The organism is Blastococcus brunescens (assembly GCF_035320885.1).
Lineage (GTDB): Bacteria > Actinomycetota > Actinomycetes > Mycobacteriales > Geodermatophilaceae > Blastococcus_B > Blastococcus_B brunescens.
In genome coordinates this window covers 2597977-2622115 of sequence record NZ_CP141261.1, presented here as the reverse complement: position 1 = coordinate 2622115, position 24139 = coordinate 2597977, and the positions used below count along the sequence as shown (strand labels likewise).

The 24139-nt window shown below is 72.8% G+C and carries 22 protein-coding genes and 4 pseudogenes; 16 read left to right on the top strand and 10 right to left on the bottom strand.

Going from position 1 to position 24139, the window contains the following annotated elements; translation table 11 throughout:
• Nucleotides 1-33 precede the first annotated feature (33 nt).
• The 7 genes and pseudogenes from sufB (at nucleotide 34) to U6N30_RS17420 (ending at nucleotide 6237) form a co-directional block, all read left to right on the top strand.
• Entirely contained in the window at nucleotides 34-1476 is a 1443-nt protein-coding gene (sufB, locus tag U6N30_RS17455) for a Fe-S cluster assembly protein SufB (RefSeq protein WP_324273251.1), read from the top strand.
• Nucleotides 1476-2792, top strand: a complete 1317-nt coding sequence (sufD, locus tag U6N30_RS17450) for a Fe-S cluster assembly protein SufD (protein WP_324273250.1) — start codon at nucleotides 1476-1478, stop codon at nucleotides 2790-2792. The genes sufB and sufD overlap by 1 nt, the downstream gene beginning before the upstream one ends.
• The gene (locus U6N30_RS17445) at nucleotides 2789-3235 is read left to right on the top strand and encodes a non-heme iron oxygenase ferredoxin subunit (RefSeq protein ID WP_324273249.1); all 447 of its coding nucleotides are present in this window, start codon (nucleotides 2789-2791) and stop codon (nucleotides 3233-3235) included. Before sufD ends, U6N30_RS17445 begins: the two co-directional genes overlap by 4 nt.
• Entirely contained in the window at nucleotides 3151-3954 is an 804-nt protein-coding gene (gene sufC, locus U6N30_RS17440) for a Fe-S cluster assembly ATPase SufC (RefSeq protein WP_324273248.1), read from the top strand. The genes U6N30_RS17445 and sufC overlap by 85 nt, the downstream gene beginning before the upstream one ends.
• Nucleotides 3951-5262: pseudogene (locus U6N30_RS17430) on the top strand (cysteine desulfurase). Before sufC ends, U6N30_RS17430 begins: the two are co-directional and overlap by 4 nt.
• The gene (sufU, locus tag U6N30_RS17425) at nucleotides 5210-5836 is read left to right on the top strand and encodes a Fe-S cluster assembly sulfur transfer protein SufU (RefSeq protein ID WP_479690514.1); all 627 of its coding nucleotides are present in this window, start codon (nucleotides 5210-5212) and stop codon (nucleotides 5834-5836) included. Before U6N30_RS17430 ends, sufU begins: the two are co-directional and overlap by 53 nt.
• A complete protein-coding gene (locus tag U6N30_RS17420) occupies nucleotides 5833-6237 on the top strand; it encodes a metal-sulfur cluster assembly factor (protein WP_324273247.1) in 405 nt (134 codons plus the stop codon). Before sufU ends, U6N30_RS17420 begins: the two co-directional genes overlap by 4 nt.
• Before the next feature lie 193 nt (nucleotides 6238-6430).
• Here U6N30_RS17420 and U6N30_RS34075 read toward each other — a convergent pair whose 3' ends face one another.
• The 6 genes and pseudogenes from U6N30_RS34075 to U6N30_RS17390 all read right to left on the bottom strand — a co-directional run bounded on the left by U6N30_RS34075 (nucleotide 6431) and on the right by U6N30_RS17390 (nucleotide 10448).
• A complete protein-coding gene (locus U6N30_RS34075; protein ID WP_422677952.1) occupies nucleotides 6431-6949 on the bottom strand; it encodes an SCO7613 C-terminal domain-containing membrane protein in 519 nt (172 codons plus the stop codon).
• Between the two features lie 328 nt (nucleotides 6950-7277).
• A complete protein-coding gene (locus tag U6N30_RS34070) occupies nucleotides 7278-7460 on the bottom strand; it encodes a hypothetical protein (protein WP_422677951.1) in 183 nt (60 codons plus the stop codon).
• On the bottom strand, nucleotides 7457-8152 hold the full coding sequence (locus U6N30_RS17405; protein WP_324273244.1) for a hypothetical protein: 696 nt from the start codon (nucleotides 8150-8152) through the stop codon (nucleotides 7457-7459). The genes U6N30_RS34070 and U6N30_RS17405 overlap by 4 nt, the downstream gene beginning before the upstream one ends.
• Before the next feature lie 136 nt (nucleotides 8153-8288).
• A pseudogene (locus tag U6N30_RS17400) lies at nucleotides 8289-8662 on the bottom strand (SCO7613 C-terminal domain-containing membrane protein).
• Nucleotides 8659-9273, bottom strand: coding sequence for a hypothetical protein (locus U6N30_RS17395; protein ID WP_324273242.1), 615 nt, complete (start codon nucleotides 9271-9273; stop codon nucleotides 8659-8661). The pseudogene U6N30_RS17400 and the gene U6N30_RS17395 overlap by 4 nt, the downstream one beginning before the upstream one ends.
• A complete protein-coding gene (locus tag U6N30_RS17390; RefSeq protein WP_324273241.1) occupies nucleotides 9195-10448 on the bottom strand; it encodes a hypothetical protein in 1254 nt (417 codons plus the stop codon). The genes U6N30_RS17395 and U6N30_RS17390 overlap by 79 nt, the downstream gene beginning before the upstream one ends.
• Nucleotides 10449-10578: 130 nt before the next feature.
• Between U6N30_RS17390 and U6N30_RS17385 the strand changes: the two genes are divergently transcribed.
• From U6N30_RS17385 to U6N30_RS17345, 9 genes and pseudogenes are all read left to right on the top strand, one after another.
• Entirely contained in the window at nucleotides 10579-12180 is a 1602-nt protein-coding gene (locus U6N30_RS17385; protein ID WP_324273240.1) for an ABC-F family ATP-binding cassette domain-containing protein, read from the top strand.
• Between the two features lie 280 nt (nucleotides 12181-12460).
• Nucleotides 12461-12688, top strand: coding sequence for a helix-turn-helix domain-containing protein (locus tag U6N30_RS17380; RefSeq protein WP_142025090.1), 228 nt, complete (start codon nucleotides 12461-12463; stop codon nucleotides 12686-12688).
• The gene (locus tag U6N30_RS17375) at nucleotides 12685-13467 is read left to right on the top strand and encodes an enoyl-CoA hydratase/isomerase family protein (protein ID WP_324273239.1); all 783 of its coding nucleotides are present in this window, start codon (nucleotides 12685-12687) and stop codon (nucleotides 13465-13467) included. The genes U6N30_RS17380 and U6N30_RS17375 overlap by 4 nt, the downstream gene beginning before the upstream one ends.
• Nucleotides 13468-13553: 86 nt before the next feature.
• On the top strand, nucleotides 13554-15956 hold the full coding sequence (locus U6N30_RS17370; RefSeq protein WP_324273238.1) for an SgcJ/EcaC family oxidoreductase: 2403 nt from the start codon (nucleotides 13554-13556) through the stop codon (nucleotides 15954-15956).
• A 1099-nt stretch (nucleotides 15957-17055) separates the two neighbouring features.
• Nucleotides 17056-17370 (top strand): hypothetical protein, encoded by a 315-nt coding sequence (locus U6N30_RS17365; protein ID WP_324273237.1) that lies wholly within the window; start codon nucleotides 17056-17058, stop codon nucleotides 17368-17370.
• Nucleotides 17371-17503: 133 nt separating this feature from the next.
• Entirely contained in the window at nucleotides 17504-18658 is a 1155-nt protein-coding gene (locus tag U6N30_RS17360) for a DUF3376 domain-containing protein (RefSeq protein WP_422677950.1), read from the top strand.
• A gap of 21 nt (nucleotides 18659-18679) precedes the next feature.
• Complete coding sequence (locus tag U6N30_RS17355) at nucleotides 18680-18958, top strand: hypothetical protein (protein WP_324273235.1); 279 nt, start codon at nucleotides 18680-18682, stop codon at nucleotides 18956-18958.
• Between the two features lie 70 nt (nucleotides 18959-19028).
• Nucleotides 19029-19292 (top strand): annotated as a pseudogene (locus U6N30_RS34065) (VOC family protein); the annotation flags it as partial.
• 158 nt (nucleotides 19293-19450) lie between these two features.
• Nucleotides 19451-19774, top strand: a complete 324-nt coding sequence (locus U6N30_RS17345; RefSeq protein WP_324273233.1) for a VOC family protein — start codon at nucleotides 19451-19453, stop codon at nucleotides 19772-19774.
• On the opposite strand, the gene U6N30_RS17340 is transcribed toward U6N30_RS17345, so the two are convergent.
• From U6N30_RS17340 to U6N30_RS17325, 4 genes and pseudogenes are all read right to left on the bottom strand, one after another.
• A complete protein-coding gene (locus U6N30_RS17340; protein WP_324273232.1) occupies nucleotides 19741-20289 on the bottom strand; it encodes a sirohydrochlorin chelatase in 549 nt (182 codons plus the stop codon). The two genes, U6N30_RS17345 and U6N30_RS17340, sit on opposite strands and share 34 nt — an antisense overlap.
• Before the next feature lie 215 nt (nucleotides 20290-20504).
• Nucleotides 20505-21188 carry an SDR family oxidoreductase gene (locus tag U6N30_RS17335; protein WP_324278349.1) on the bottom strand — a complete coding sequence of 228 codons (684 nt, stop codon included), beginning with the start codon at nucleotides 21186-21188 and terminating at the stop codon, nucleotides 20505-20507.
• Between the two features lie 90 nt (nucleotides 21189-21278).
• A complete protein-coding gene (locus U6N30_RS17330; protein ID WP_324273231.1) occupies nucleotides 21279-23534 on the bottom strand; it encodes an aconitate hydratase in 2256 nt (751 codons plus the stop codon).
• A 122-nt stretch (nucleotides 23535-23656) separates the two neighbouring features.
• Nucleotides 23657-23896 (bottom strand): annotated as a pseudogene (locus U6N30_RS17325) (aconitase family protein); the annotation flags it as partial.
• Between the last annotated feature and the right edge of the window lie 243 nt (nucleotides 23897-24139).

The window sequence follows — 24139 nt, the reverse complement described above, 5'->3', positions numbered from 1 at the left end:
CACCCCCACGATCGACCGGGAGAGGACGCCCGCATGACCAGCACCCAGCAGCCGGTGACCAGCACGCCGCTGACGCAGGACGAGCAGATCGACCAGCTCGGCCGCTACAAGTACGGCTGGGCGGACGCCGACACCGCCGGTGCCTCGGCCCGCCGCGGGATCGACGAGGACGTCGTCGCCGACATCTCGCGGCGCAAGAGCGAGCCCGACTGGATGCTCGAGCGCCGGCTCAAGGCCCTCAAGCTCTTCGGTCGCAAGCCCATGCCCGACTGGGGCTCGGACCTCTCCGGCATCGACTTCCAGAACATCAAGTACTTCGTGCGCTCCACCGAGGCCCAGGCCGCCTCGTGGGAGGACCTGCCCGACGACATCAAGAACACCTACGACCGGCTCGGCATCCCGGAGGCGGAGAAGCAGCGCCTCGTCTCGGGTGTCGCCGCGCAGTACGAGTCCGAGGTCGTCTACCACCAGATCCAGAAGGAGCTGGAGGACCAGGGCGTTCTCTTCCTGGACACCGACACGGCCCTGAAGGAGCACCCGGAGATCTTCCAGGAGTACTTCGGCTCGGTGATCCCGTCCGGCGACAACAAGTTCGCCGCGCTGAACACCGCCGTCTGGTCGGGTGGCTCGTTCATCTACGTGCCGAAGGGTGTGCACGTCGACATCCCGCTGCAGGCCTACTTCCGGATCAACACCGAGAACATGGGCCAGTTCGAGCGGACCCTGATCATCGTCGACGAGGGCGCCTACGTGCACTACGTCGAGGGCTGCACCGCGCCGATCTACAAGAGCGACTCGCTGCACTCCGCGGTCGTCGAGATCATCGTCAAGAAGAACGCGCGCTGCCGGTACACGACCATCCAGAACTGGTCGAACAACGTGTACAACCTGGTCACCAAGCGGGCCGTGGCCCACGAGGGCGCGACCATGGAGTGGGTCGACGGCAACATCGGCTCCAAGGTGACCATGAAGTACCCGGCCGTCTGGATGACCGGCGAGCACGCCAAGGGCGAGGTCCTCTCCATCGCCTTCGCGGGCGAGGGCCAGCACCAGGACGCCGGCGCCAAGATGGTGCACGCCGCCCCGTACACCTCCTCGACGATCGTGTCGAAGTCGGTGGCCCGTGGCGGTGGCCGCACGTCCTACCGCGGCCTGGTCCAGATCGACGAAGGGGCCTACGGCTCCAAGTCGACGGTCAAGTGCGACGCCCTGCTCGTCGACACGATCAGCCGGTCGGACACCTACCCCTACGTCGACGTCCGCGAGGACGACGTGGCCATGGGTCACGAGGCGACCGTCTCGCGCGTCAGCGACGACCAGCTCTTCTACCTGATGAGCCGCGGCCTGTCCGAGGACGAGGCCATGGCCATGGTGGTGCGCGGGTTCGTCGAGCCGATCGCCCGCGAGCTGCCGATGGAGTACGCCCTCGAGCTGAACCGGCTCATCGAACTGCAGATGGAAGGTGCCGTCGGCTGATGTCAGCCCCCGACCACACCAGCACGACCGACCTCACCACCCAGCCGAGCACCCTCGCCTCGGAGCTGTTCGCTCCGGGCGTGGGTGCCCAGGCCGGGCCGCCGACGACCCCGGCCGCCGACACCGGCAGCGCCGGGGAGGCGGCCCCGGGTGCGCACTCGCACGGTGGCCCCACCCCGACCGGCTCACCGGCCGAGCGCCTCACCTCCACCGACCCGGACGCGTTCGGCGTCCCCACCGGTCGTGAGGAGACGTGGCGCTTCACGCCGATGAAGCGGGTGCGGGCCCTCCTCGACGGCGCACCGTCCGACGCCCACCTGACCTGGACGACCGACCTCCCCGAGGGTGTCGAGCTGACCAGCGTCGAGGCCGACGACCCGCTGCTCAAGGGCCTGCCCGAGCCGGTCGACCGGCTCGCCGCACTGACCCGTCAGCGCTCCGGCGGCGCGGCCGTCGTCCGCGTGGCGCAGGAGGCGCAGCTCGACCGCCCGGTCACCCTCGGCCTGGCCGGCGCCGGTGGCGACGACGTCGTGTGGGGCCAGCTCGTCGTCGAGGTCGGCGCCTTCGCCAAGGCCACGATCGTGCTCGACCACACCGGCCTGGCGAAGTACTCCGGGGGCGTCTCGGTCCTCATCGGCGACAGCGCGCAGGTCACGCTGGTCTCCGTGCAGGACTGGGCTCCCGGCGCGGTCCACGGCGGCCAGTACGACGCCGTCGTCGGCCGCGACGCCACCTTCAGGCAGGTCGTGGTCACCCTCGGCGGTGACCTGGTCCGCCTGGTCAGCAACGTGCAGTACGCCGGCCCCGGCGGCAGCGCCGAGCTGTTCGGCGTCTACTTCGCCGACGAGACCCAGCACCAGGAGCACCGGCTCTGGGTCGACCACGCGGTGCCGAACTGCACCAGCAACGTGCTCTACAAGGGCGCGCTGCAGGGCGAGCAGGCGCGCACGGTCTGGATCGGCGACGTCCGCATCCGTCCCGCCGCGACCGGCACCGAGACCTACGAGCTGAACCGCAACCTGGTGCTCACCGACGGCGCCCGCGCCGATTCGGTGCCCAACCTGGAGATCGAGACCGGCGAGATCGTCGGCGCCGGCCACGCCAGCGCCACCGGCCGCTTCGACGACGAGCAGCTGTTCTACCTCTGCTCGCGCGGCATCGACGCCGAGACCGCCCGACGGCTGGTCGTCCGCGGCTTCTTCGCCGACGTCGTCCAGCACATCGGGATCGACAGCCTGCAGGACCGGCTGATGGGCACCATCGAGGCCCGTCTCGGCGCGCTCCCGGGTCTGGAGGAGCAGGAGGTGCCGGCGTGAGCTTCGAGCGCGTCTGCTCGCTGGCCGACGTCAAGGAGCCCGGCTCCCTGCGGGTCGAGCTCGCCGACGTCGACATCGCCGTCGTCCGCTTCGAGGGCGACGTCTACGCCATCGAGGACCAGTGCTCGCACGCCGAGGTCCCGCTGTCGGAGGGCGACGTCGAGGAGTTCAAGGGCGCCCCGACCATCGAGTGCTGGCTGCACGGGTCGTGCTTCGACCTGCGCACCGGCGAACCCACCAACCTGCCGGCCACCGAGCCGGTGGCCGTCTACCCGGTCCGCGTGGAGGGGAGGACGTGTACGTCGACGTGTCGATCGACGACAGCCTCCCTGCCGCGGCCAGCAACTGAGGAGAACGAGTGTCCGTCCTGGAGATCCGCGACCTGCACGTCACCGTCGGGGACGGTGACGACGCCAAGGAGATCCTCCGCGGCGTCGACCTGACCGTCCGTTCCGGGGAGACCCACGCGATCATGGGCCCGAACGGCTCGGGGAAGTCGACCCTGGCCTACTCGATCGCCGGCCACCCGAAGTACACGATCACCGGCGGCACCGTCACGCTCGACGGCGAGGACGTCCTCGCGATGAGCGTCGACGAGCGCGCCCGCGCCGGCCTGTTCCTCGCCATGCAGTACCCGGTCGAGGTCCCCGGCGTGTCGGTGTCGAACTTCCTGCGCACCGCCGCCACCGCGCTCAAGGGCGAGGCGCCGAAGCTGCGCACCTGGGTCAAGGACGTCCGGACCGAGATGGCCGGCCTCGAGATGGACCCGGCGTTCGCCGAGCGCAACGTCAACGAGGGCTTCTCCGGTGGCGAGAAGAAGCGCCACGAGATCCTGCAGATGCGGCTGCTCAAGCCGAAGATGGCGATCCTCGACGAGACCGACTCCGGCCTCGACGTCGACGCGCTGCGCATCGTCTCCGAGGGCGTCAACAAGACCCGCGAGGAGGGTGACGTCGGCGTCCTGCTGATCACCCACTACACGCGGATCCTCAAGTACATCAAGCCCGACTTCGTGCACGTGTTCGTCGCGGGCCGGGTCGTCGACGAGGGTGGCCCGGAGCTCGCGGCCAAGCTCGAGGACCAGGGCTACGCCGCCTACGTCAAGGACTCCAACGAGCAGGCGAGCGCCGAGCGTGCCGCCGCGGAGGTCGCTTCCGCATGACCGTGACCGTCTCGCGTCCTGATGCCGGGGCGCAGAAGCAGCCCCTGCCGCTGGACGTCGAGGCGATCCGGGCGGACTTCCCGATCCTGTCCCGCACCGTCCGGGACGGGAAGCGGCTGGTCTACCTCGACTCCGGGGCGACGTCGCAGAAGCCACGCCAGGTGCTCGACGCCGAGCGCTGGTTCTACGAGAACGTCAACGCCGCTCCGCACCGGGGAGCCCACCAGCTCGCCGAGGAGGCGACGGGCGCCTACGAGGCCGCCCGCGCCACCATCGGCGGGTTCATCGGCGCCCCGAGCGAGAGATCGTCTTCACCCGCAACACCACCGAGGCGATCAACCTCGTCGCCTACGCCCTCTCCAACGCCGCGACGGCGAAGGAGGAGGAGTTCCGGACCTACGCCGTGGGCCAGGGCGACGAGATCGTGGTCACCGAGATGGAGCACCACGCCAACCTCGTGCCGTGGCAGCAGCTCTGCGAGCGCACCGGGGCGACCCTGCGCTGGCTGGGCCTGACCGACGACGGCCGGCTCGACCTCGGCGACCTGACGACGGTGGTCAACGAGCGCACGAAGCTGGTCGCGGTCACCCAGCAGTCGAACATCCTGGGCACGATCAACCCGCTGGGCGAGATCGTCGCCCGGGCGCACGAGGTCGGGGCCCTGGTGCTGGTCGACGGCGCCCAGTCGGTGCCGCACCAGCCCATCGACGTGGCCGAGCTCGGCGCGGACTTCCTGGTGTTCTCCGGGCACAAGATGCTCGGGCCCACCGGCGTCGGCGTCCTGTGGGGGCGCTACGACGTGCTCGACAAGCTGCCCCCGTTCCTGACGGGCGGCTCGATGATCGAGGTCGTGCGCATGGAGGGCAGCACCTTCGCCGCCCCGCCGCAGCGCTTCGAGGCCGGCGTGCCGATGACCGCGCAGGTCATCGGCCTGGCAGCCGCCGTCGAGTACCTGCAGGCGCTCGGCATGGACACGGTCGAGGCGCACGAGCTGGCGATCACCGGCTACGCGCTGGGGAAGCTCGCCGAGATCCCCGGCGTGACCGTGATCGGCCCGCCCGACACCGTGGCCCGCGGGGAGCGATCTCCTTCACCGTCGAGGGCATCCACCCGCACGACGTGGGCCAGGTCCTCGACGACCACGGCATCGCGGTCCGGGTCGGGCACCACTGCGCCTGGCCGGTCGTACGGCGCTTCAAGGTGCCGGCGACCACGCGGGCGACGTTCTACGTGCACACCGGCTACGACGACATCGATGCGCTGGCCGACGGAATTCGCGCGGCCCAGAAGTTCTTCGGAACGGTGTGAGGTCGAGCCGCTGATGCAGCTGGAGAACATGTACCAGGAGATCATCCTGGACCACTACAAGAACCCGCACGGCCGAGGTCTGCGCGAGCCGTTCGAGGCCGAGGTGCACCACGTCAACCCGACCTGCGGTGACGAGGTCACGCTGCGCCTGCACGTCCAAGGCGACACCATCGCGGACGTCTCCTACGAGGGCATGGGCTGCTCGATCAGCCAGGCGTCCATCTCCGCGATGTACGACCTGGTCATCGGCAAGACGGTGCCGCAGGCGCTGGAGACCGGCGAGCACTTCATGACCCTGATGCAGGCCAAGGGCGACCCCGCCGTCGCCGAGAAGCTCGAGGACGAACTGGAGGACGCCGTCGCGTTCGCCGGTGTGTCGAAGTACCCCGCGCGCATCAAGTGCGCGCTGATGAGCTGGATGGCGCTGAAGGACGCGTCCGCCCGAGCTCTGTCGGCCACCCACCCCACCGCCGCTGCGCCTGCCGCCCACCCCACCGCCGCTGCGCCTGCCGCCCACCCCACCGCCGCTGCGCCTGCCACCCACCCCGCAGCCCCCACCGGAGGCCCCGCATGAGCGAGACGACCGAGAACGCGACCCCCGCCACCGACGGTGCGCCGGGCGACCTGCCGGCCTACAAGTCGGCCCTCATCGAGGACCTCGAGGAGGCCATGCGCGACGTCGTCGACCCCGAGCTGGGCGTCAACGTCGTCGACCTCGGCCTCGTCTACGGCCTCGACGTCGACGACAGCAACGCCGACGCCAGCGTGGCCATCATCGACATGACGCTGACCTCGGCGGCCTGCCCGCTGACCGACGTCATCGAGGACCAGGCCCGCCAGGCGCTGACCGGCGGCCCCGGGCCCGGGCTGGTCGACGACATCCGGATCAACTGGGTCTGGATGCCGCCGTGGGGTCCCGACAAGATCACCGACGACGGCCGCGAGCAGCTCCGGGCGCTCGGTTTCCGCGTCTAGGCACCTCACCGCGCGCTATTCGGCGCCCTGACCATGACACCTGGTGTCGCACGGTCAGGGCGCCGAGTGCGTTCCCAGGCTCCGCGCTTCGTCATGGGCTGAGCCCTCGGCGTCCGCATGCGTCTGCGCGCGGTCATCCGGCCTCTATGACCGCATCGACGCGCCTACGGGCGGTGTGCCCGCGCAGGAGGCGTCAGCGGAGGTCGGCCAGGCGGACGCCGAAACCGGCGACCGGACGGCGTTCCCGCCGCGTCCCCACGGCCAGCAGGGCCGCGCCCACCACGAGCGCCGTCGCCAGCGGCCACGGCAGCGCCCGCACGGTGAACCCGAGCCCCAGGAACAGCACCGTTGCGGCGCCGACCATCAGCGGTGCCCGGATCCCGGTGCGGGCCGCGGCCACGAGCACGGCTGCCGAGACGAGCAGGACGCTGACCGCCCGGTTGCCGTCCGACGTCGTCACGGCGAGCAGGGCCGAGGGCACGGCAGCCACCAGGAGGCCTGGCCCCCAGGCCGGCCACGACGGGCCGTCCACCAGCCGCGGCCCGGCGGCGACCAACAGCCCGAACGCCGCCGGGAGGGAGTACCACTCGATCGCCGCGAGGTCGGCGGCCGCCGCGAAGAACCAGGCAGCCGCCACGACCTGGAGCGCTCCACCTCGCCAGGCGGGGAGGACGTGGCGTCCAGCGGCTGCCCGGGGACGTGCGTGCGCCACGCCCAGCTCAGCGTGAAGGCCGACTGGACGGCGAGCAGCACCGCCAGCGTCGTCCGCTCGTCCTCGGCCCGGAGCAGGACGGCGGCGGCGACCGAGCACACCGCCGCCGCCCGGGCCGTGGCCCGACGGGACGGGGCCTCGAGTACGGCGCCCGTCGTCATGGCGACGCAGTACAGGACCGTCAGGAGCACTCCCACGGCGACCGGGCCCAGCAGGCCGTCCGGCATGGCCAGCAGGGCGGCCCCGGCCAGGCACAGGAGGGCCACGGGCAGGGCCACCGGCCGGTCGTCGGGCCGTCGGACGGCGACCACCACCGTCGGCAGAGCGGTCAGCAGCAGCAGGAGGCTGAGCTCGGACCACCGCTCCCGCGTGACCAGCTGACCGACGGACAGCAGCGCCATGACGATGCCCGCCGCGAGCGCGACGGGCAGGAACAGCCCCGTCGCCAGCCGGTCAGGGTCGCCGCGGCCGTGGTGGCGAGCAGGACGCCGGCGTAGCCCGTCAACGTCATGGCGACGGTGCCCAGCGAGGAGAACGCCCCGGTGACGGCCGCTCCGGCCACGAGCCCCGCGACGACCGGCACGGCCACCGGGGGCCCATCAGCGGCTCGACCTCCGCGCGCAGCCGGGCCAGCAGCAGTCCCGCGGCGGCGGCGATCATCATCCCGGCCGAGAGCCACCGTTCCAGGCCGGCATCGCCCCACGCGCTCGACGTGCCGCCCACGACCCCGGCGAGCCACCACGGGGCCGCGGTCACCAGCGCGACCCGCGCGACGATCCGCCGGCCGAACAGCGCGATGCCCAGTCCCACGAGCGCGACGGCGAGGAAGAGACCGGTGTGCAGCGCCGGGGCGACGGCGTCGAGCGCGCGCAGGACCGCGAGCTGCGCCGCACCCCACGCCACGAGCGGCCAGGTGATCGTGGTGGGGGCCGCCCGGTGCAGCACGAGGAAGCCCGCCGTGAGGGCCGCGGCCGAGCCCGGGTGCCCGCCGAGCAGCGGACCGCCCAGGTCGGCGCCCGACAGCGCCAGGCCGGCGGCGGAGGCGGCCAGGGTCTCCCGGGAGCTGCGCAGCCGGCTCGCGCCGCCCGCAACGAGTACCAGGTGGCCGCGCCGGCGGCGCGAGCAGCAGGATGCGCACCGGGCCGCCGCCGTACGCGGAGGCGACCGCCGCTCCGGCGCTGACGAGGAGCACCGCCCCCACACCGAGCAGCACCTGCGGCGGCCGGGCGCGGTAGGGCAGCGGAGGCAGCGGTGCCGTGCCGACCGGTTGCTTCATCGCCGCCCCTTCCTTCCCCCGGGCCGTCCCACCGTAGGGCGGTCGGGGGAGCGGGGCACCCGGTCAGCGCATCTGGGCCACCCAGGCGACGGCCTCGCGGGCCTGCTGGCGGCGGCGCTCGTAGGTGGCCCCGACGACCAGCAGCAGCAGCCCCGCGGCGCCGAGGGTGACCCAGCGGGGAGGAGAGGCGCGTACGGGCCGAGCCGGCCGACCGCGACGAACAGCAGCACGCCCGTCCCGACGACGAAGGGCGCCTGGCGGTGCAGCAGGGTGCCGGCCACGGTGAGCAGGGCCGCGGCGACGACCACCAGGACCAGCCGGAGCGCGGTCGGCTCCGCCACGACCACCAGGGCCGACGGAACGAGCGCGACACCGGCGGCCGCGCCCTCGGCCGCCCACGACGGCGCCCCGGTCCGCAGTCGCGGGAGGGCGATCACCAGGAGCCCGACCGCGGCCGGCAGGGTGTACGCCTCCGGGGTCTCGACCCCGCTCCGCCGACGGCGATCCACGTGGCGGCGACCAGGTCGGCGACGGCGACCGCGCCGACCCAGCGCCGGGACGCCACGATCGCGTAGACACCGGCGGCCACCCCGGCGACGCCGAGCTGCAGCCCGACCTGGCCCCATGCCTGCACCGAGCCGCTCGTCGCCGCCGCGGCCAGCCCGGCGACCGCGGCGGAGGCGGCCGCGGCCCACTCCTCGGGCCGTCCCGCGCGGAGCGTCGCCACCGCGAACGCCGCGGCGGCCACGAGGGCCAGCAGCAGCCCCGCAACCGTGGCGGGGAGCAGGCCGTCGGCGTGGGCGAGCAGCACGGCAGCCGCGGGAGCGAGGACCGCCACGGCCGTGGCCGGCCGCCGCAGGACCGGCAGCCGGACCGCCGCCAGCACGGCCGGCACCGTCGCGACCAGGGCGACGACGGCCAGCTCGCCGTAGCGTTCCTCGTCGGAGAGCAGTGCCCCGTGCACCGACGTCAGCGCCGCTCCGGCCGCGACGAGGCCGGCGGCCGGCGCGGTCCGCGCCGCGAGCAGGACGGCGACCACGAGGAGCACCGGGCCCAGGCCGATGGCGAGCCACGACCCGGGGTTACCGGCGGTCTGCAACGACGCGGTGAGGGCCAGACCGACGACCGCCCCGACCACGGCGGGGACGCCTTCGGGGTAGCGGGGCGCGCGGCCGGCCCGGGCCCAGCGGTCGAGGAGCAGCGCCCCGCTCCGGCGACGGCGAGCACGCCCGTCGCCGTCCAGGACTCGACCGCGTCGGACCCCGCGGCCGTGGCCAGGCCGCCGAGCACCCCGGCCGCCCCGAGGACGGCCGCCAGGGCGAGGGCGACCGGTGCCAGGCCCGGTCGCAGCCATCGCCACGCGACCACGTCGGCCGCGGCCACGGCGAGGGCGACGGCCGCCCCCAGCGGCCCGGTCAACAGTTCCCCGGTCATGAGCAGGAAGGGCAGCGGCTGCGCGGCGAGGAGTGCGGCGAGCGGCCAGGTGGCGGTGGTCCGGGTGAGCCGGGCGAGGAGCAGGGTCACCACCAGGACGACGGCGCAGGACACCGCCCACCACATCCGGAGGGAGACGTCCTCCAGGCGGAACAGGCCGAGGGCGCGGGCCCCGGCGAGGTCGACAGCCAGCAGGGCAGCACCGGCCGCGGCCAGGGCCTCCTCGGTGGCCCGCAACCCGCGCCGGGCGATCCACGCCGAGACTCCGCAGGCGAGGGCGGTGACCACGACCATCAGGCCGGCCTGGAACGCCACACCGAACCGCGTCCAGGCGACTGCGACGAAGGTGATCGCGGCGGCCACGACGAGGAGCGCCCCCAGCCCGAGCAGCACCTGCTCGGGGCTGAGCCGCGGACGAGGCGCCCGGGGTGGAGCGGGCGGCCCCGAGGGCACCGGTCCGGACGCGCTCCTGTTGGGGGCCCACGGTCCCTGGGGCGCTGTCCACGGCTGCTGGGGCGGGACCCACGGCGGGGCAGCGGGCGGGACCGGCGCAGCGGGAGCGTCCGGGCGGGGCGCCGCCGCGCCGGGTGCAGCGGCCCGGAGGGCCGCCAGCAGCTCGTCCCGGTCCCGGGCCAGCTCGCCCATCGTCGTCCCGATCCGCGCCACGACCAGGGCGGCATGGGCGACGGCGGGCAGCCTGCACGACGGGCACGGCCCCGCGCCGACGTCCGAGGCCGGGCGGCCGCAGACCGGGCAGACCGGCACCCAGGACGCCCCGTGCGGGTTCATGGCCGCATCCTGACGTCCCGCTGGGCGCCGTGGGGCAGATGTCCACAGCAACACGCCCGGGCGGGTGATGCCGCCCATGTCACCCCCAATGCGGTCGTGGTATCGCCCCGGAGCGCCTACCCTGGGATCAGTGATCACGACGACCGGCCTGGAGCTGCGCGCCGGCGCCCGCATCCTCATCAGCGACGCCGACCTCCGCGTGCAGCCCGGCGACCGGATCGGCCTCGTCGGCCGCAACGGCGCGGGGAAGACGACCACCCTCACCACGCTGGCCGGGGAGCGCGTCCCGCACGCCGGCAAGGTCGACGTCTCCGGCGAGATCGGCTACCTGCCGCAGGACCCGCGCAGCGGCGACCTCGACATCACCGCCAGCGACCGCGTCCTGTCCGGCCGCGGCCTCGACGTCCTGCGCGCCCAGCTGGTCAAGGCCCAGATCGCGATGGCCGAGCCGGCCGACGACGCGGAGCGCGACAAGGCGGTGCGCCGCTACGGCCGGCTCGAGGACCAGTTCGCCGCCATGGGTGGCTATGCCGCGGAGAGCGACGCCGCCCGCATCTGCACCAACCTGGGCCTGCCCGACCGCGTGCTCGCCCAGCCGCTGCGCACCCTCTCCGGCGGCCAGCGCCGCCGCGTCGAGCTCGCCCGCATCCTGTTCTCCGACGCCGAGACCCTGCTGCTCGACGAGCCGACGAACCACCTGGACGGCGACTCGATCACCTGGCTCAAGGGATTCCTGTCCAGCCATCGCGGCGGGCTCATCGTCATCAGCCACGACGTCGAGCTGCTCGAGGCCGTCGTCAACAAGGTGTGGCACCTGGACGCCAACCGGGCCACCGTCGACATCTACAACCTCGGCTGGAAGCGGTACCTGGACCAGCGGGAGACCGACGAGCGCCGCCGCAAGCAGGAGCGGGCGAACACCGAGCGGAAGATCGACACGCTCAACGCCCAGGCCGACAAGATGCGCGCCAAGGCCACGAAGGCGAAGGCCGCGAAGAGCATGGACAAGCGCGCCGAGCGGCTGGCCGCCGGGCTCGCCGACGTCCGCGTGCACGACAAGGTCGCCAAGCTGCGGTTCCCGACCCCGGTGGCGTGCGGCAAGACGCCGCTGTTCGCCGAGGGGCTGTCGAAGAGCTACGGCTCGCTGGAGATCTTCACCGACGTCGACCTCGCGGTGGACCGGGGCACGCGCGTCGTCGTCCTCGGGCTGAACGGAGCCGGGAAGACGACGCTGCTGCGCATGCTGGCCGGCACGGAGACCCCCGACACGGGCGAGGTCAAGGCCGGGCACGGGCTGCGGGTGGGCTACTACGCCCAGGAGCACGAGACCATCGACATGGACCGCAGCCTGCTCGAGGTCATGCGCTCGGCCGCGCCGGACAGCACCGACACCGAGCTGCGCCGGATCCTGGGTGCGTTCCTCTTCTCCGGCGAGACGGTCGACCAGCGCGCCGGCACCCTGTCGGGCGGCGAGCGCACCCGCCTGGCGATGGCGACGCTGGTGATCTCGGGCGCGAACGTGCTGCTGCTCGACGAGCCGACGAACAACCTCGACCCGGCCAGCCGGGAGCAGGTGCTCGAGGCGCTGCGCACGTACGCCGGCGCGATCGTGCTGGTCACCCACGACGAGGGCGCCGTCCGCGCCCTGAATCCCGACAAGGTGATCCTGCTGCCCGACGGCACCGAGGACACCTGGAGCGAGGACCTCGCCGACCTGGTCGAGCTGGCCTGAGAGTCGGGTAGAGCCGCTCCGCCGGACGTGCAGCCGCGCCACGGCGCGGCTCCACGTCTGCTGCCGCGGCTCGACCCGTGTGGAGTCTGTGCGGTCGCACCGGTCGGAGCCCCTCCGTCTCGCGTCGCGGCTCGCCGGGTTGTGCGTGATCATTGCCGCAGGGGATGTCGTGGTCAGCGGGACGGCGGCGCCCGAGGGAACGGACTGCCACCACCGGGCCGGTACCGACCGGCCGCACCCGGTGCTGGCGTGGACCGGCGGGGCTGACACGGAGGGAGTCATGGCCGACTCGAACACTGCCGAACTCGGCAAGGGCAAGCGCATCACCGGAGGGGACCGGTCGTCGCTGGCCGACGAGCTCCGCAAGCGCTACGACGGCGGCGAGAGCATCCGGTCCCTGGCCACGTCGACGAACCGCTCCTACGGGTTCATCCACCGCCTCCTGTCGGAGTCCGGGGCGACACTGCGCAGCCGCGGTGGGGCCAACCGGAATAGTAAGAAGGCGTGACAGCCACAGACCTCGAGACCAACGGGTGGGTCCGCACGAGCCGGGACGGCGCCGTCCTCACCGTCACCCTCGACCGCGCCGACCAGCTCAACGCCCAGACGCCGGCCACCTGGACGGCTCTGGCCGCCGTCGGCGCCTCCCTGGACGACGACGTCCGGGTGGTCGTGCTGCGCGGCGAGGGGCGGTCGTTCTCCGCGGGCCTGGACCGCAGCATGTTCAGCCCCGAGCCCTCGACGAACGGTGGGCTCGGGGAGCTGGGGCACCTTCCGGCCGAGGAGGCGCAGGAGCGCATCCGGACCTACCAGGGCGGCTTCCGGTGGCTGCGCTCGCCGGGGATCGTCTCGGTGGCGGCCGTCCAGGGACACGCCATCGGCGCGGGGGCCCAGCTCGCGCTGGCCTGCGACCTGCGGGTGTTCGCCGACGACGCGCAGCTCCGGCTGCCCGAGGCCACGCTCGGCCTGGTGCCCGACCTGACCGGCACCAGCACCCTCATGGAGCTGGTCGGCTACTCCCGGGCGATGGAGATCTGCCTGACCGGCCGCGCGGTGAAGGCGGCCGAGGCGCACGCGATCGGGCTGGCGAACGCCGCCGTGCCCCGTGCCGACCTCGACGCCGCCGTCGCGGACCTCGTCGCGGCGCTCACCGCTCCGCCGGTGGCGGCGAGCCGGGCGACGGCGGCGCTCGTGCGCTCCGCCGTACGCAACGATGTCGAGGCGCAGGACGCCGCCGAGCGGGCCGCCCAGGTCGAGCGGCTGCACGAGCTCGCCGGAGGCCGCTGAACCTGTCGTAGTCCGCTGGCAGGCTCAGCGGAACAGCCGGGCCGGCTGCGGTGTTGGCCGGGCTGACGAGAGGAGGCGGTGTGGACGTGAGTCATCCGATGACCTCCATGGCCGCCATGCGGTCCTTCCGGCGCGACCCGTCGGTCTCCGCCCGGGAGCTGCCGAAGGGAACGGTGCGCCGGATCCTCGGCATCGCCCGGCCGTACCGCAGGGAGCTGTCGTTCTTCCTGGCGCTGGTGGTCGGTTCCTCGCTGATCGGCGTCATCACGCCGCTGCTGGCCGGCAACATCGTCAACCGGATCGCGAGCCTCGAGGGCACGGCGGGGGACATCGTCCGCATCGCGCTGTTCATCGCCGGCCTGGCCGTCGTGGACGCCGTCATCTCCCTGGCCACCCGGTGGTACTCCGCGCGCATCGGCGAAGGTGTCATCTACGACCTGCGCAGCCGGGTGTTCGAGCACGTGCAGCGGATGCCGGTCGCCTTCTTCACCCGCACCCAGACCGGCGCGCTGGTCAGCCGGCTGAACAACGACGTCATCGGGGCGCAGCAGGCGTTCACCTCGACGCTGTCCGGCGTCGTGTCCAACGTGATCGGCCTGGTGCTCACCGCCGGCGTCATGCTGACGCTCTCCTGGCAGATCACCCTGCTGTCGCTGGTGCTCGTGCCGCTGTTCGTCCTCCCGGCGCGGCGGATCGGGCGGCGGCTGCAGGAGATCACCCGCGAGTCCTACGGCCTCAACGCATCGATGAACGCCTCCATGACCGAGCGGTTCAACGTCGCCGGGGCGCTGCTGGTCAAGCTGTTCGGCCGGCCGTCGGCCGAGGCGGCCTCCTTCAGCGACCGCGCCGCCCGGGTCCGCGACATCGGCGTCCTGTCGGCCATGTACGGCCGGTTCTTCTTCACGGCCCTGACCCTGGTCGCGGCGCTGGCCACGGCACTGGTCTACGGGCTCGGCGGCTGGCTGGCGTTCACCGGGTCGCTGAGCCCGGGTGACGTCGTGGCGCTGGCGCTGCTGCTGTCCCGCCTCTACGGCCCGCTGACCGCACTGGCCAACGTGCGGGTCGACGTCATGAGCGCCATGGTCAGCTTCGACCGGGTCTTCGAGGTGCTCGACCTCGCACCGATGATCGCCGAGGCCCCCGACGCCGTGCCGGTGCCGGCCGACGACCGGTCCATCGAGTTCGACGCGGTGTCCTTCAGCTACCCGTCGGCCTCCGACGTGTCGTTGCCGTCACTGGAAGAGGTGTCGCTGCCCGAGCACGGCGGCCCGGTCGACGTGCTCCACGACATCTCCTTCCGGGTCGAACCGGGCCAGCTCGTCGCCCTGGTGGGGCACTCCGGCGCGGGGAAGTCGACCATCGCGAACCTGGTTCCGCGGCTCTACGACGTGACCGGTGGATCGGTCCGGGTGGGCGGTATCGACGTCCGGACGGCGACGCTGGACTCGCTGCGGGACGCGATCGGGGTGGTCAGCCAGGACGCGCACCTGTTCCACGACTCGATCCGCGCCAACCTGCTCTACGCGCGGCCCGACGCGACCGAGGAGGAGTTGTGGGCCGCGCTGGAGGGGGCACGGATCGCGGCGCTGGTGCGGTCGCTGCCCGAGGGGATGGACACCGTCGTCGGCGACCGCGGCTACCGCATGTCCGGCGGGGAGAAGCAGCGGCTGGCGATCGCCCGGGTGCTGCTCAAGGCGCCCGGCATCGTGATCCTCGACGAGGCGACCGCGCACCTGGACAGCGAGTCGGAGGTGGCGGTCCAGCACGCTCTGGACGCCGCGTTGAGTGGCCGCACGTCGCTGGTGATCGCGCACCGGCTGTCCACGATCCGCAGCGCGGACCAGATCCTGGTGATCGACAAAGGTCGCGTAGTGGAGTCGGGCACGCACGAGCAGTTGCTGGCACTCGGGGGCGGTACGCCGACCTGTACCGGACCCAGTTCGCCGACGGCGAGCGTCGAACGGTCGAGGTCGTCTGAGCACTACCGTCACTCCTGTCCCAGTACGCGAAGAGGAGTCCGAAGCACCGTGACCGCAGCCCATCCGCACGACGCCCAGATTCGTGCGCTGTACCACCAGTTCCTCGACGGGTGGAACCGGCGCAGTGGCGCGTCCGTCGCGGCCGGCTTCGCCGACGACGGGGACATCATCGGGTTCGACGGCAGCCACCACCGCGGCCGGCTGTCCATCGCCGCCGACCTGCGGGCCATCTTCGGCAGCCACCAGACCCCGGCCTACGTCGGCATCGTCCGCTCCGTGCGGCCGATCGCACCCGGTGTGGCGGTCCTGCTCGCCCACGCCGGGATGATCCCGCCGGGGAGAACGACCTCGACCCCGAGCTGCACACGGTGCACACCCTGGTCGCGGTGGACGAGGGGGCGGCCGCTGGCGCATCTCGCTGTTCCAGTCGACTCCGGCGGCGTACCACGGCTTCCTGAAGAGCGCGAGGCGCTGACCGAGGAACTGCGCGGCCTGCTCGCCCCGCAGTGAGCACCGAGATCGGCACCCGGCCGGTCTCGCACGGCCCGGCTGCTGGTCTGCCGGCGATCGTCGACGACGGGGTCGGCGGCGTGAGCGTCCTGGTCCCTGCGGCTGCGGCTGGAACGGGTCGCTCGCGAACCCCTTGTCCGGTCGTGCGCAGCGCGAGGACACTTCGGCGCCCGGGAGCCTCCCGCGGCCGGTGACGGGCCCCCGGTGCAGCGCGAGAGGTGCAGCGATGGCCACCACCCAGATCCCGCTCCAGCCCCCACCCTCACCCGGGCGCAGCGGCGACCCGTCCCGGGGAGGGCGTCCCGGCCCACGGAGCGGATCGAGTTCCGGCTGGCCCTGGTCTGCTACGGCGGCGTCTCGCTGGCGGTCTACATGCACGGGGTCACCAAGGAGCTGCACAAGCTGGTGCGGGCCTCCCGCCGGTTCGACGGCGTCGAGGACCTGGACGGACCGAATCCCTTCGGCACCGACGAGACCGAGGCGGCGTACTTCGAGGCGCTGCGCGAGCTCGCCCGGGGCGGCCGGCGGCTGTCGGTGACCGTCGACGTCATCGCCGGCACGTCGGCCGGCGGCATCAACGGCGTCGTCCTCGGCAAGGTCCTCGCGCTCGACGGCGCCCAGGACGGGCTCAAGAAGCTGTGGATCGAAGAGGGTGACCTGCGCAAGCTCCTGCGCAGCCTGCCGCTCGGTGGCGTGCGGACACGGGCGGTCCTCGCTGCCGCCCGCCTGCTCCGCTCGGGTCTCTTCGGGAAGCTCGGCAAGGAGGACGACGCGCCGTCCCCCTGCGGGGCGAGCTCATGTCCACCCTGCTGCTGCAGGCGATCGAGGACATCGACGGCACGGCCGCCCAGGGCGGCACGCTGCTGCCGCCCAACGGTTCGCTCGAGCTCTACGTCACGCTCACCGACCTGCACGGATTCGAGGTGCTGGTACCCACCGGCGCCGGTGGCGCCAGCCAGCGCGACCGTCAGCACGCCCAGGTCCTCCGCTTCGTCGCGGCACACGGTGACACGGATGACTTCGGCACGGGCGCATCGGCGGATCTCGCGTTCGCCGCACGGGCCACGTCGAGCTTCCCGGGGCCTTCGCCCCGATCCGCATGGACAGGTTCGCCGAGGAATGCAGGAAGCCGCCGTTCCCCGACACGCTGTCCGCCCGGTTCGTCTACCCGTACGACGAGGCCGACGCGAAGGCCGCGGACGCCTGGTTCGTCGACGGCGGCGTGCTCGACAACGCGCCGTTCGACCTCGTGGTGGCGGCCATCAGCCGCAAGCGCGCCGAGACGGAGGTGCTGCGGCGGTTGGTCTACATCGAGCCCGATCCGGGCCGGCCGCTCGTGCCCTCGACCCCCGACGGACCACCGCCCGGCCCCCGTCGTGGCTCGGCGGCGTCTCCAAGGCGGTCCTCGGCGTGAAGGGCTCGCACGGCGTGCTCCGTGACCTGATCGCCCTGCGCGATCTCAACCGGAGGATCGGCGAGGTCGGGGCGATCGCGAAGAGCCAGATGAGCACGGTCGAGCACCTGGTGGAGGACTACCTGGATCTCCTGTGGTCGGACGAGCGGGACGAGCCCGGCCCCGTGGCGAGCGACCACGCCGCCGTTCAGCAGGTCTCGGACGTCGTGCACGAGCGGGCCAGGGACTCGCTGGGCGCTGCCTACCCGACCTACTGCCGGCTGAAGGTGGAAGCAGCCGCGCGCAGGATGGCCGACGAGATCGCGCTTCGGTTCGTCTTCCCTCCGGACTCCAGCCGGACCAGCTTCCTGCGGGCGGCCATCGGCGAGTGGGCACGCGGCCGCCCGGAGTGGGCCGACCCGGACCCGGCGCAGCTCATGGCGTTCCTGCGGCCGGCGGACATCCCGTACCGGGAACGCCGGCTGATGTTCCTGCTGGCCGGGGTCTGCGCCCTCTACGACGACGTCGGCGCCGGGCCACATGCCCCGCTCCGCCAGGACCTGGACGCCCTGAAGACGGCGGCGTGGGACCTGCTGGACGAGCTCCGCCGCATCCCCGGCGAGGTCGTCACGGACGTGCCGCCCGAGGCCGTCGCCTTCCTCTCGCCCACGGAGCTGGACGACAGCCTGCTGGCCGATCCGCGGCTGTTCGCCGAGCAGCACGCGGACGACTTCGCCACGCTCTTCCGTGCCTACCGCGATGCGCTGGAGAGCGCCCTCGGCGACGGTGGCACGCCCCTGTGGGAGATCTTCCAGCGGACGACCCAGGCGTGGGGGCCACCTACCGGCGCGCGCTGCTGTCGCGCTACCTCGCGTTCCCGTTCTGGGACGGGCTCATCTTCCCGACGGTCTCCCTGTCGGAGCTGCCCCAGTTCACCCCCATCGGCGTCGCGCAGTTCAGCCCGCTGGCCGCGGCCGCCCTCAGCACTCCGGCGGACGGCAAGCTGCGGGGCGTCTCGCTGCACCACTTCGGCGGCTTCGCCAAGGCCGAGTGGCGCGAGAACGACTACCTCTGGGGCCGCCTGGACGGTGTCGAGCTCATCCTGCGGCAGCTCTACGACGCGGGATCGGCGGCACCCACCGCCGCCGCCACCGCGCCGCCGCCGTCGACGGCCGGGGCGGTGGCCAGTGCCGGCGGTCCGGTGCTCGCGGCCGGTCTGCGCGCCGTGCTCGACTCCGAGCAGGGGCTGACCCGGATCGCCTCCGCGCGGGCACGACTGGCCGAGGAGGTGGCTGGGCTGCTCGGCTGACCGGACGGGCATACTGCCGCCGTGCCGACCTCCCGGACAGCCTCTCCCGGGCCGCTCGTCGTCGCCGCTCTGGCCGGGGTCGCCCACCTGGTCGTCGGGTACTTCTACGTGGTCGGCGGGCTCGTCATCCCCGGCTACGTGCTCATCCCGCTCTGGCTGTTCTGGGCCGGGCTCGCCCTGGTGCTGATCCGGCTGGCGTTCCAGCGCTCGTGGTGGACGGCGTCGATCCCGGTGCTCGCCGCCGCGGTGCTGGCCCTGACCCTGGTCGTCGGCGGGAACCTCCTCGGCTGGCAGGCCTGACCACAACTCCGTTGCGTCGCGCGCTCCGCCCCTCCTACCGTCCGGGCATGCCTGCCGCGTTGGTCGCGCTGTGCTGCGACGCACGGGATCCGGCGCGGCTCTCCCGCTTCTGGGCGGGGATCCTCGGCTGGGAGCTCACGGTTGCCCCTCGGGCGCCCCGGTGCTCCTGCCCGACGACGACACCGGGTTCTGCCTCCGGTTCCTGCCGACCGACCGGCCCAAGACCGGCGCGAACCAGATGCACGTCGACCTGACCAGCACCTCCGTCCAGGATCAGCAGGCGACGGTCGCGCGGGCGCTCGAACTCGGCGGTCGGCACCACGACGTCGGCCAGCTCCCGGAGGAGCAGCACGTCGTGCTCTCCGACCCCGAGGGCAACGAGTTCGACGTCATCGAGCCCGGGAACGACTTCCTCGCCGGCTGCGGCGTCATCGGCGCCCTCGCCAGCGACGGGTCGCAGGCCGTCGGGTACTTCTGGAGCGAGGCGCTGGGATGGCCGCTGGTCTGGGACCAGGACCAGGAGACCGCGATCCGTTCCCGCACGGTGGCCCGAAGATCACTTGGGGTGGCCCGCCCGTCGACGTCAGACGAGGGAAGAACCGGCTGCACTTCGACCTCGCGCCCACCGCCGGCAGCGATCAGCAGACCGAGGTCGACCGGCTGGAGTCCCTCGGCGCGAGGCGCATCGACATCGGCCAGGGCGACGTCGACCGGGTCGTCATGGCCGATCCGGACGGCAGCGAGTTCTGCCTGCTGCCGTCGACCGAACGGCCCGCGGCCGGTCAGGTGGGGAAGGCCGCTACCGCCACGTCGTAGCGGTCCAGGAGGACTGCGGCGATCCGGTCGTCGGGCAACAGCGGAGCGGTCACCGCGTCGGCGCCCGCCCCGCCCAGCTTGTCGTGGAAGTGACCGGGAGCCAGCAGGTACGAGGCGACGACGACCCGCTCCGCGCCGCCCCGCCGGGCCGCCAGCACCGCATCGGGCACCGGCGGTGTCGCCGCCGAGCCGTACCCGGTCGTCACCGGCCCGGCCCACGAGCGTTGCAGCAGGTCGGCGGTGTCCTCGACGTCGGCGACCGCCCGCACGTCGCTGGACCCGGCCGCGGCCAGGACGACGGCGGTGAGCGGGTCGCGCGGATCGGCGCCCGCCTCCAGCAGCCGGTCGTGCAGCACCGCGACCAGCCGCGGGTCGGGCCCCAGCGGACGAGCCGCCACCGCCGACCCGGCGTCGGCGACCGCGCCGGCGATGTCGACGTGCACGTGGTACCCGCCGGACAGCAGCAGCGGGACCACGACGGCGGGACGGCCGTCGGCCGCCAGCCCGGCGACCACGTCGACGACGGTGGGGGCTGGACATCCACGAACGCGGCGGTCGTCAGCAGTCCGGGGCGCTGGGCGCGGGCGGCGAGGGCGAGTTCGGCGATCAGCCGGCGGCCGGTTGGGTTGCGGGTGCCGTGCGCGCAGGCGACGAGCACCGGTTGTGCACTCATCGGGGTCTCCGGTGCCGGGTGACCCCGGAGGCGCACTTTCCGTGCCGGCGGAAGGGGTCACAGCGCGCGCAACGAGCCGCCGTCGACGGGGATCATCGCGCCGGAGACGAACGAGGCGGCGGGGGAGAGGAGGAACGCCGCGACGTTCCCGAACTCCTCGGGCCGGCCGACCCGCCCCAGGGGTACCCGCGCCGCGTTCCTCGCCCGAGCGGCTGCGGGGTCGTCGGCGGCAGCCTCGGTGCTGACCAGCCGGTCGGTCGCGATGGGGCCCGGCAGGAGGCCGAAGACCCGGATCCCGCGGGGCCCGAGCTCGTCGGCCAGCGACTTGGCGGTCATGGCCAGGCCCGGTCGCAGCCCGTTGGAGATGGCCAGGTAGGGGATCGGCTCGCGCACCGAGGTGGACAGGACCAGACCGATGGCGGCGCCCTCGCCCAGGTGCGGCACCAGGGCCTTGATCAGCCGGAGCGGACCCAGGACGACGCTCTCGAAGGCGGTGCGCCAGTCGTCCTCCGCCACCTCGAGAGCGGTGCCCTTGGGCGGTCCGCCGACGCTGATGAGCGCCCCGTCGACGCGGCCGAGCCGGGCCAGAGCCTCGGCCACCAGATGCTCCGCGGTCCCCGCGTCGCCGAGGTCGGCGGCCATCCCGACCGCGGACGGGGCCCCGCCCAACTCCCCGGCGGCGGCGGCGACGCCCTCCTCGGAGCGGGAGCTGACGAGGACCCGAGCGCCGTCGTCGACCAGGGCGCGGGCGGTCGCGAAGCCCAGCCCCGGCTCGCGCCGGTGAGCAGGTATCCGCGACCACCCAGTCCCAGGTCCATCAGACTGCCGTCATCAGGCGGCAGAGCCTCGCAGCGAGCGCAGGACGTACTGCATGATCCCGCCGTTGCGGTAGTAGTTCGCCTCGCCGGGGGTGTCGATGCGGACGCGGGCGTCGAACTCTGTCGTCTTCCCGTCCGGGCCATCCGCCTTCACCTTCACCGTTCGGGGCACCGAGCCGTCGTTCAGCGCGGTGATCCCGGTGATCGTGAATTCCTCGTCGCCGGTCAGGCCGAGCGACTCGCGGTCCTGGCCCTCGGGGAACTGCAGCGGCAGCACGCCCATGCCGATGAGGTTCGAGCGGTGGATGCGCTCGTAGCTCTGGGCGATGACCGCCGTGACGCCCAGCAGCGCGGTGCCCTTGGCGGCCCAGTCGCGCGAGGACCCGGAGCCGTACTCCTTGCCGGCCAGCACGACCAGCGGGATGCCGGCGTCGATGTAGGCGCGCGAGGCGTCGTAGATCGTCGTCGTCTCGCCGGTCAGGTGGTTCTTGGTGACCCCACCTTCCGTGCCGGGCACCAGCTGGTTGCGCAGCCGGATGTTGGCGAACGTGCCGCGGATCATGACCTCGTGGTTCCCGCGGCGGGAGCCGTAGGAGTTGAAGTCGCGCCGGTCCACGCCGTGCTCGCGCAGGTACCTGCCGGCGGGGCTGTCGGCCTTGATGGAGCCGGCCGGCGAGATGTGGTCGGTGGTCACCGAGTCACCCAGCACGGCGAGGGTGCGGGCGCCGGTGATGTCCTCGACCGGGGCCGGCTCGGCCGGCATGCCCTCGAAGTACGGAGGACGCCGGACGTAGGTGCTGTCCTCGGCCCACTCGAAGGTGTCACCGGTCGGCGTGGGCAGGTTCTGCCACTGCTCGGTGCCGGCGAACACGTCCTCGTAGCTGCGGCCGAACTGCTCCGCGGAGACGGCGTGGTCGATGACGCGCTGGACCTCCTGCGGAGAGGGCCAGATGTCGTGCAGGAAGACGTCGTTGCCGTCGGTGTCCTGACCCAGGGGGTCGTTGTTCAGGTCGACGTCCATGGACCCGGCCAGCGCGTAGGCGATCACCAGCGGCGGGGACGCCAGGTAGTTCATCTTGACGTCGGGGTTGATCCGGCCCTCGAAGTTGCGGTTGCCCGACAGCACCGAGACGACGGCGAGGTCGGCCTCGTTCACCGCGTTCGACACCGGCTCGGGCAGCGGGCCTGAGTTGCCGATGCAGGTGGTGCAGCCGTAGCCGACCAGGTAGAAGCCGAGCTTCTCCAGGTACGGGGTGAGCTCGGCCTTCTCGTAGTAGTCCATGACGACCTTGGACCCGGGGGCCAGCGTCGTCTTCACCCACGGCTTGCTGGTCAGCCCGCGCTCGACGGCGTTCTTCGCCAGCAGCGCGGCGCCGATCATCACCTGCGGGTTGGAGGTGTTGGTGCAGGAGGTGATCGCGGCGATCACGACGTGCCCGTGGTCGACCTCGGTCTCGGTGCCGTCCTCCATGACGACCTTCGTCGGCGTGCTCGGCCGGCGGCTCACGTCGTGCCCGTCGACGTGGTGCGGCTTGCCGGCCTCGCCGTTGCCGTCGGACGAGGGCGCCGCCGGGTCGGAGGCGGGGAAGGATTCGGCCGAGGCCTCGTCGACAGCGGACGTGACGCCGTACGGCTTCTCCTGCGCGGGGACGCCCGGCTTGCGGTCCTCGCCGCCGGTCTCGTCGGCCTGCACGTAGTCGGCCAGCGCGGCGCGGAAGGCCGGCTTGGCCTCGGTGATCGCGACCCGGTCCTGCGGGCGCTTCGGGCCGGCGATCGACGGGACGACGCTGCCGAGGTCGAGCTCCAGGTACTCGGAGAACGCCGGCTCGCGGGACGCGTCGTGCCAGAGGCCCTGCTCCTTGGCGTAGGCCTCGACCAGCGCGACCTGCTCGGCCGAACGGCCGGTGAGCGTCAGGTAGGTGATGGTTTCCTCGTCGATGGGGAACATCGCCGCGGTGGAACCGAACTCCGGGCTCATGTTGCCGATCGTGGCGCGGTTGGCCAGCGGCACCGCGGACACGCCCTCGCCGTAGAACTCGACGAACTTCCCGACGACGCCGTGCTCACGCAGCATCTCGGTGATCGTGAGGACCAGGTCGGTCGCGGTGGCGCCGTCCGGGAGCTGGCCGAAGAGCTTGAAGCCCACGACGCGGGGGATGAGCATCGAGACGGGCTGACCGAGCATCGCGGCCTCGGCCTCGATGCCGCCGACGCCCCAGCCCAGCACGCCCAGGCCGTTGACCATCGTGGTGTGGGAGTCGGTGCCCACGCAGGTGTCGGGGTAGGCGACGACCTTGTCCCCTCCTGCCGCGGGAAGATCACGCGGGCCAGGTGCTCGATGTTGACCTGGTGCACGATGCCGGTGCCCGGCGGGACGACCTTGAAGTCGCTGAACGCGCCCTGGCCCCAGCGCAGGAACTGGTAGCGCTCGCCGTTGCGCTCGTACTCGATCTCGACGTTGCGCTGGAACGAGTCCTCGGTGCCGAAGATGTCGGCGATGACCGAGTGGTCGATGACCAGCTCGGCGGGGGCGAGCGGGTTGATCTTCTGCGGGTCGCCACCGAGCTCGGCCATGGCCTCGCGCATGGTGGCCAGATCGACGATGCAGGGGACGCCGGTGAAGTCCTGCATGACCACGCGGGCCGGGGTGAACTGGATCTCCTGGTCGGGCTCGGCCGACGGGTCCCAGTTGGCGATGGCCCGGATGTGGTCGGCGGTGATGTCCGTGCCGTCCTCGGTGCGGAGCAGGTTCTCGAGGAGGACCTTCAGGCTGAAGGGCAGCTTCTCGGAGCCCTCCACCGCGTCGAGTCGGTAGATGTCGTAGTCGGTGCCGTCGACCGTGAGCGTCGACCGGGCTCCGAAGCTGTCCTTGCT

What these genes read in the sequence shown, in the direction of transcription:
- sufD (WP_324273250.1), top strand. Translation starts at nt 1,476, where the DNA reads ATGTCAGCCCCCGACCACACCAGCACGACCGACCTCACCACCCAGCCG.
- sufB (WP_324273251.1), top strand. Translation starts at nt 34, where the DNA reads ATGACCAGCACCCAGCAGCCGGTGACCAGCACGCCGCTGACGCAGGAC.
- U6N30_RS34070 (WP_422677951.1), bottom strand. Translation starts at nt 7,460, where the DNA reads ATGACGTTGACGGGCTACGCCGGCGTCCTGCTCGCCACCACGGCCGCG.
- U6N30_RS17345 (WP_324273233.1), top strand. Translation starts at nt 19,451, where the DNA reads ATGGCCGCTGGTCTGGGACCAGGACCAGGAGACCGCGATCCGTTCCCG.
- sufU (WP_479690514.1), top strand. Translation starts at nt 5,210, where the DNA reads ATGCGCTGGCCGACGGAATTCGCGCGGCCCAGAAGTTCTTCGGAACGG.
- U6N30_RS17380 (WP_142025090.1), top strand. Translation starts at nt 12,461, where the DNA reads ATGGCCGACTCGAACACTGCCGAACTCGGCAAGGGCAAGCGCATCACC.
- U6N30_RS17420 (WP_324273247.1), top strand. Translation starts at nt 5,833, where the DNA reads ATGAGCGAGACGACCGAGAACGCGACCCCCGCCACCGACGGTGCGCCG.
- U6N30_RS17365 (WP_324273237.1), top strand. Translation starts at nt 17,056, where the DNA reads ATGGACAGGTTCGCCGAGGAATGCAGGAAGCCGCCGTTCCCCGACACG.
- U6N30_RS17390 (WP_324273241.1), bottom strand. Translation starts at nt 10,448, where the DNA reads ATGAACCCGCACGGGGCGTCCTGGGTGCCGGTCTGCCCGGTCTGCGGC.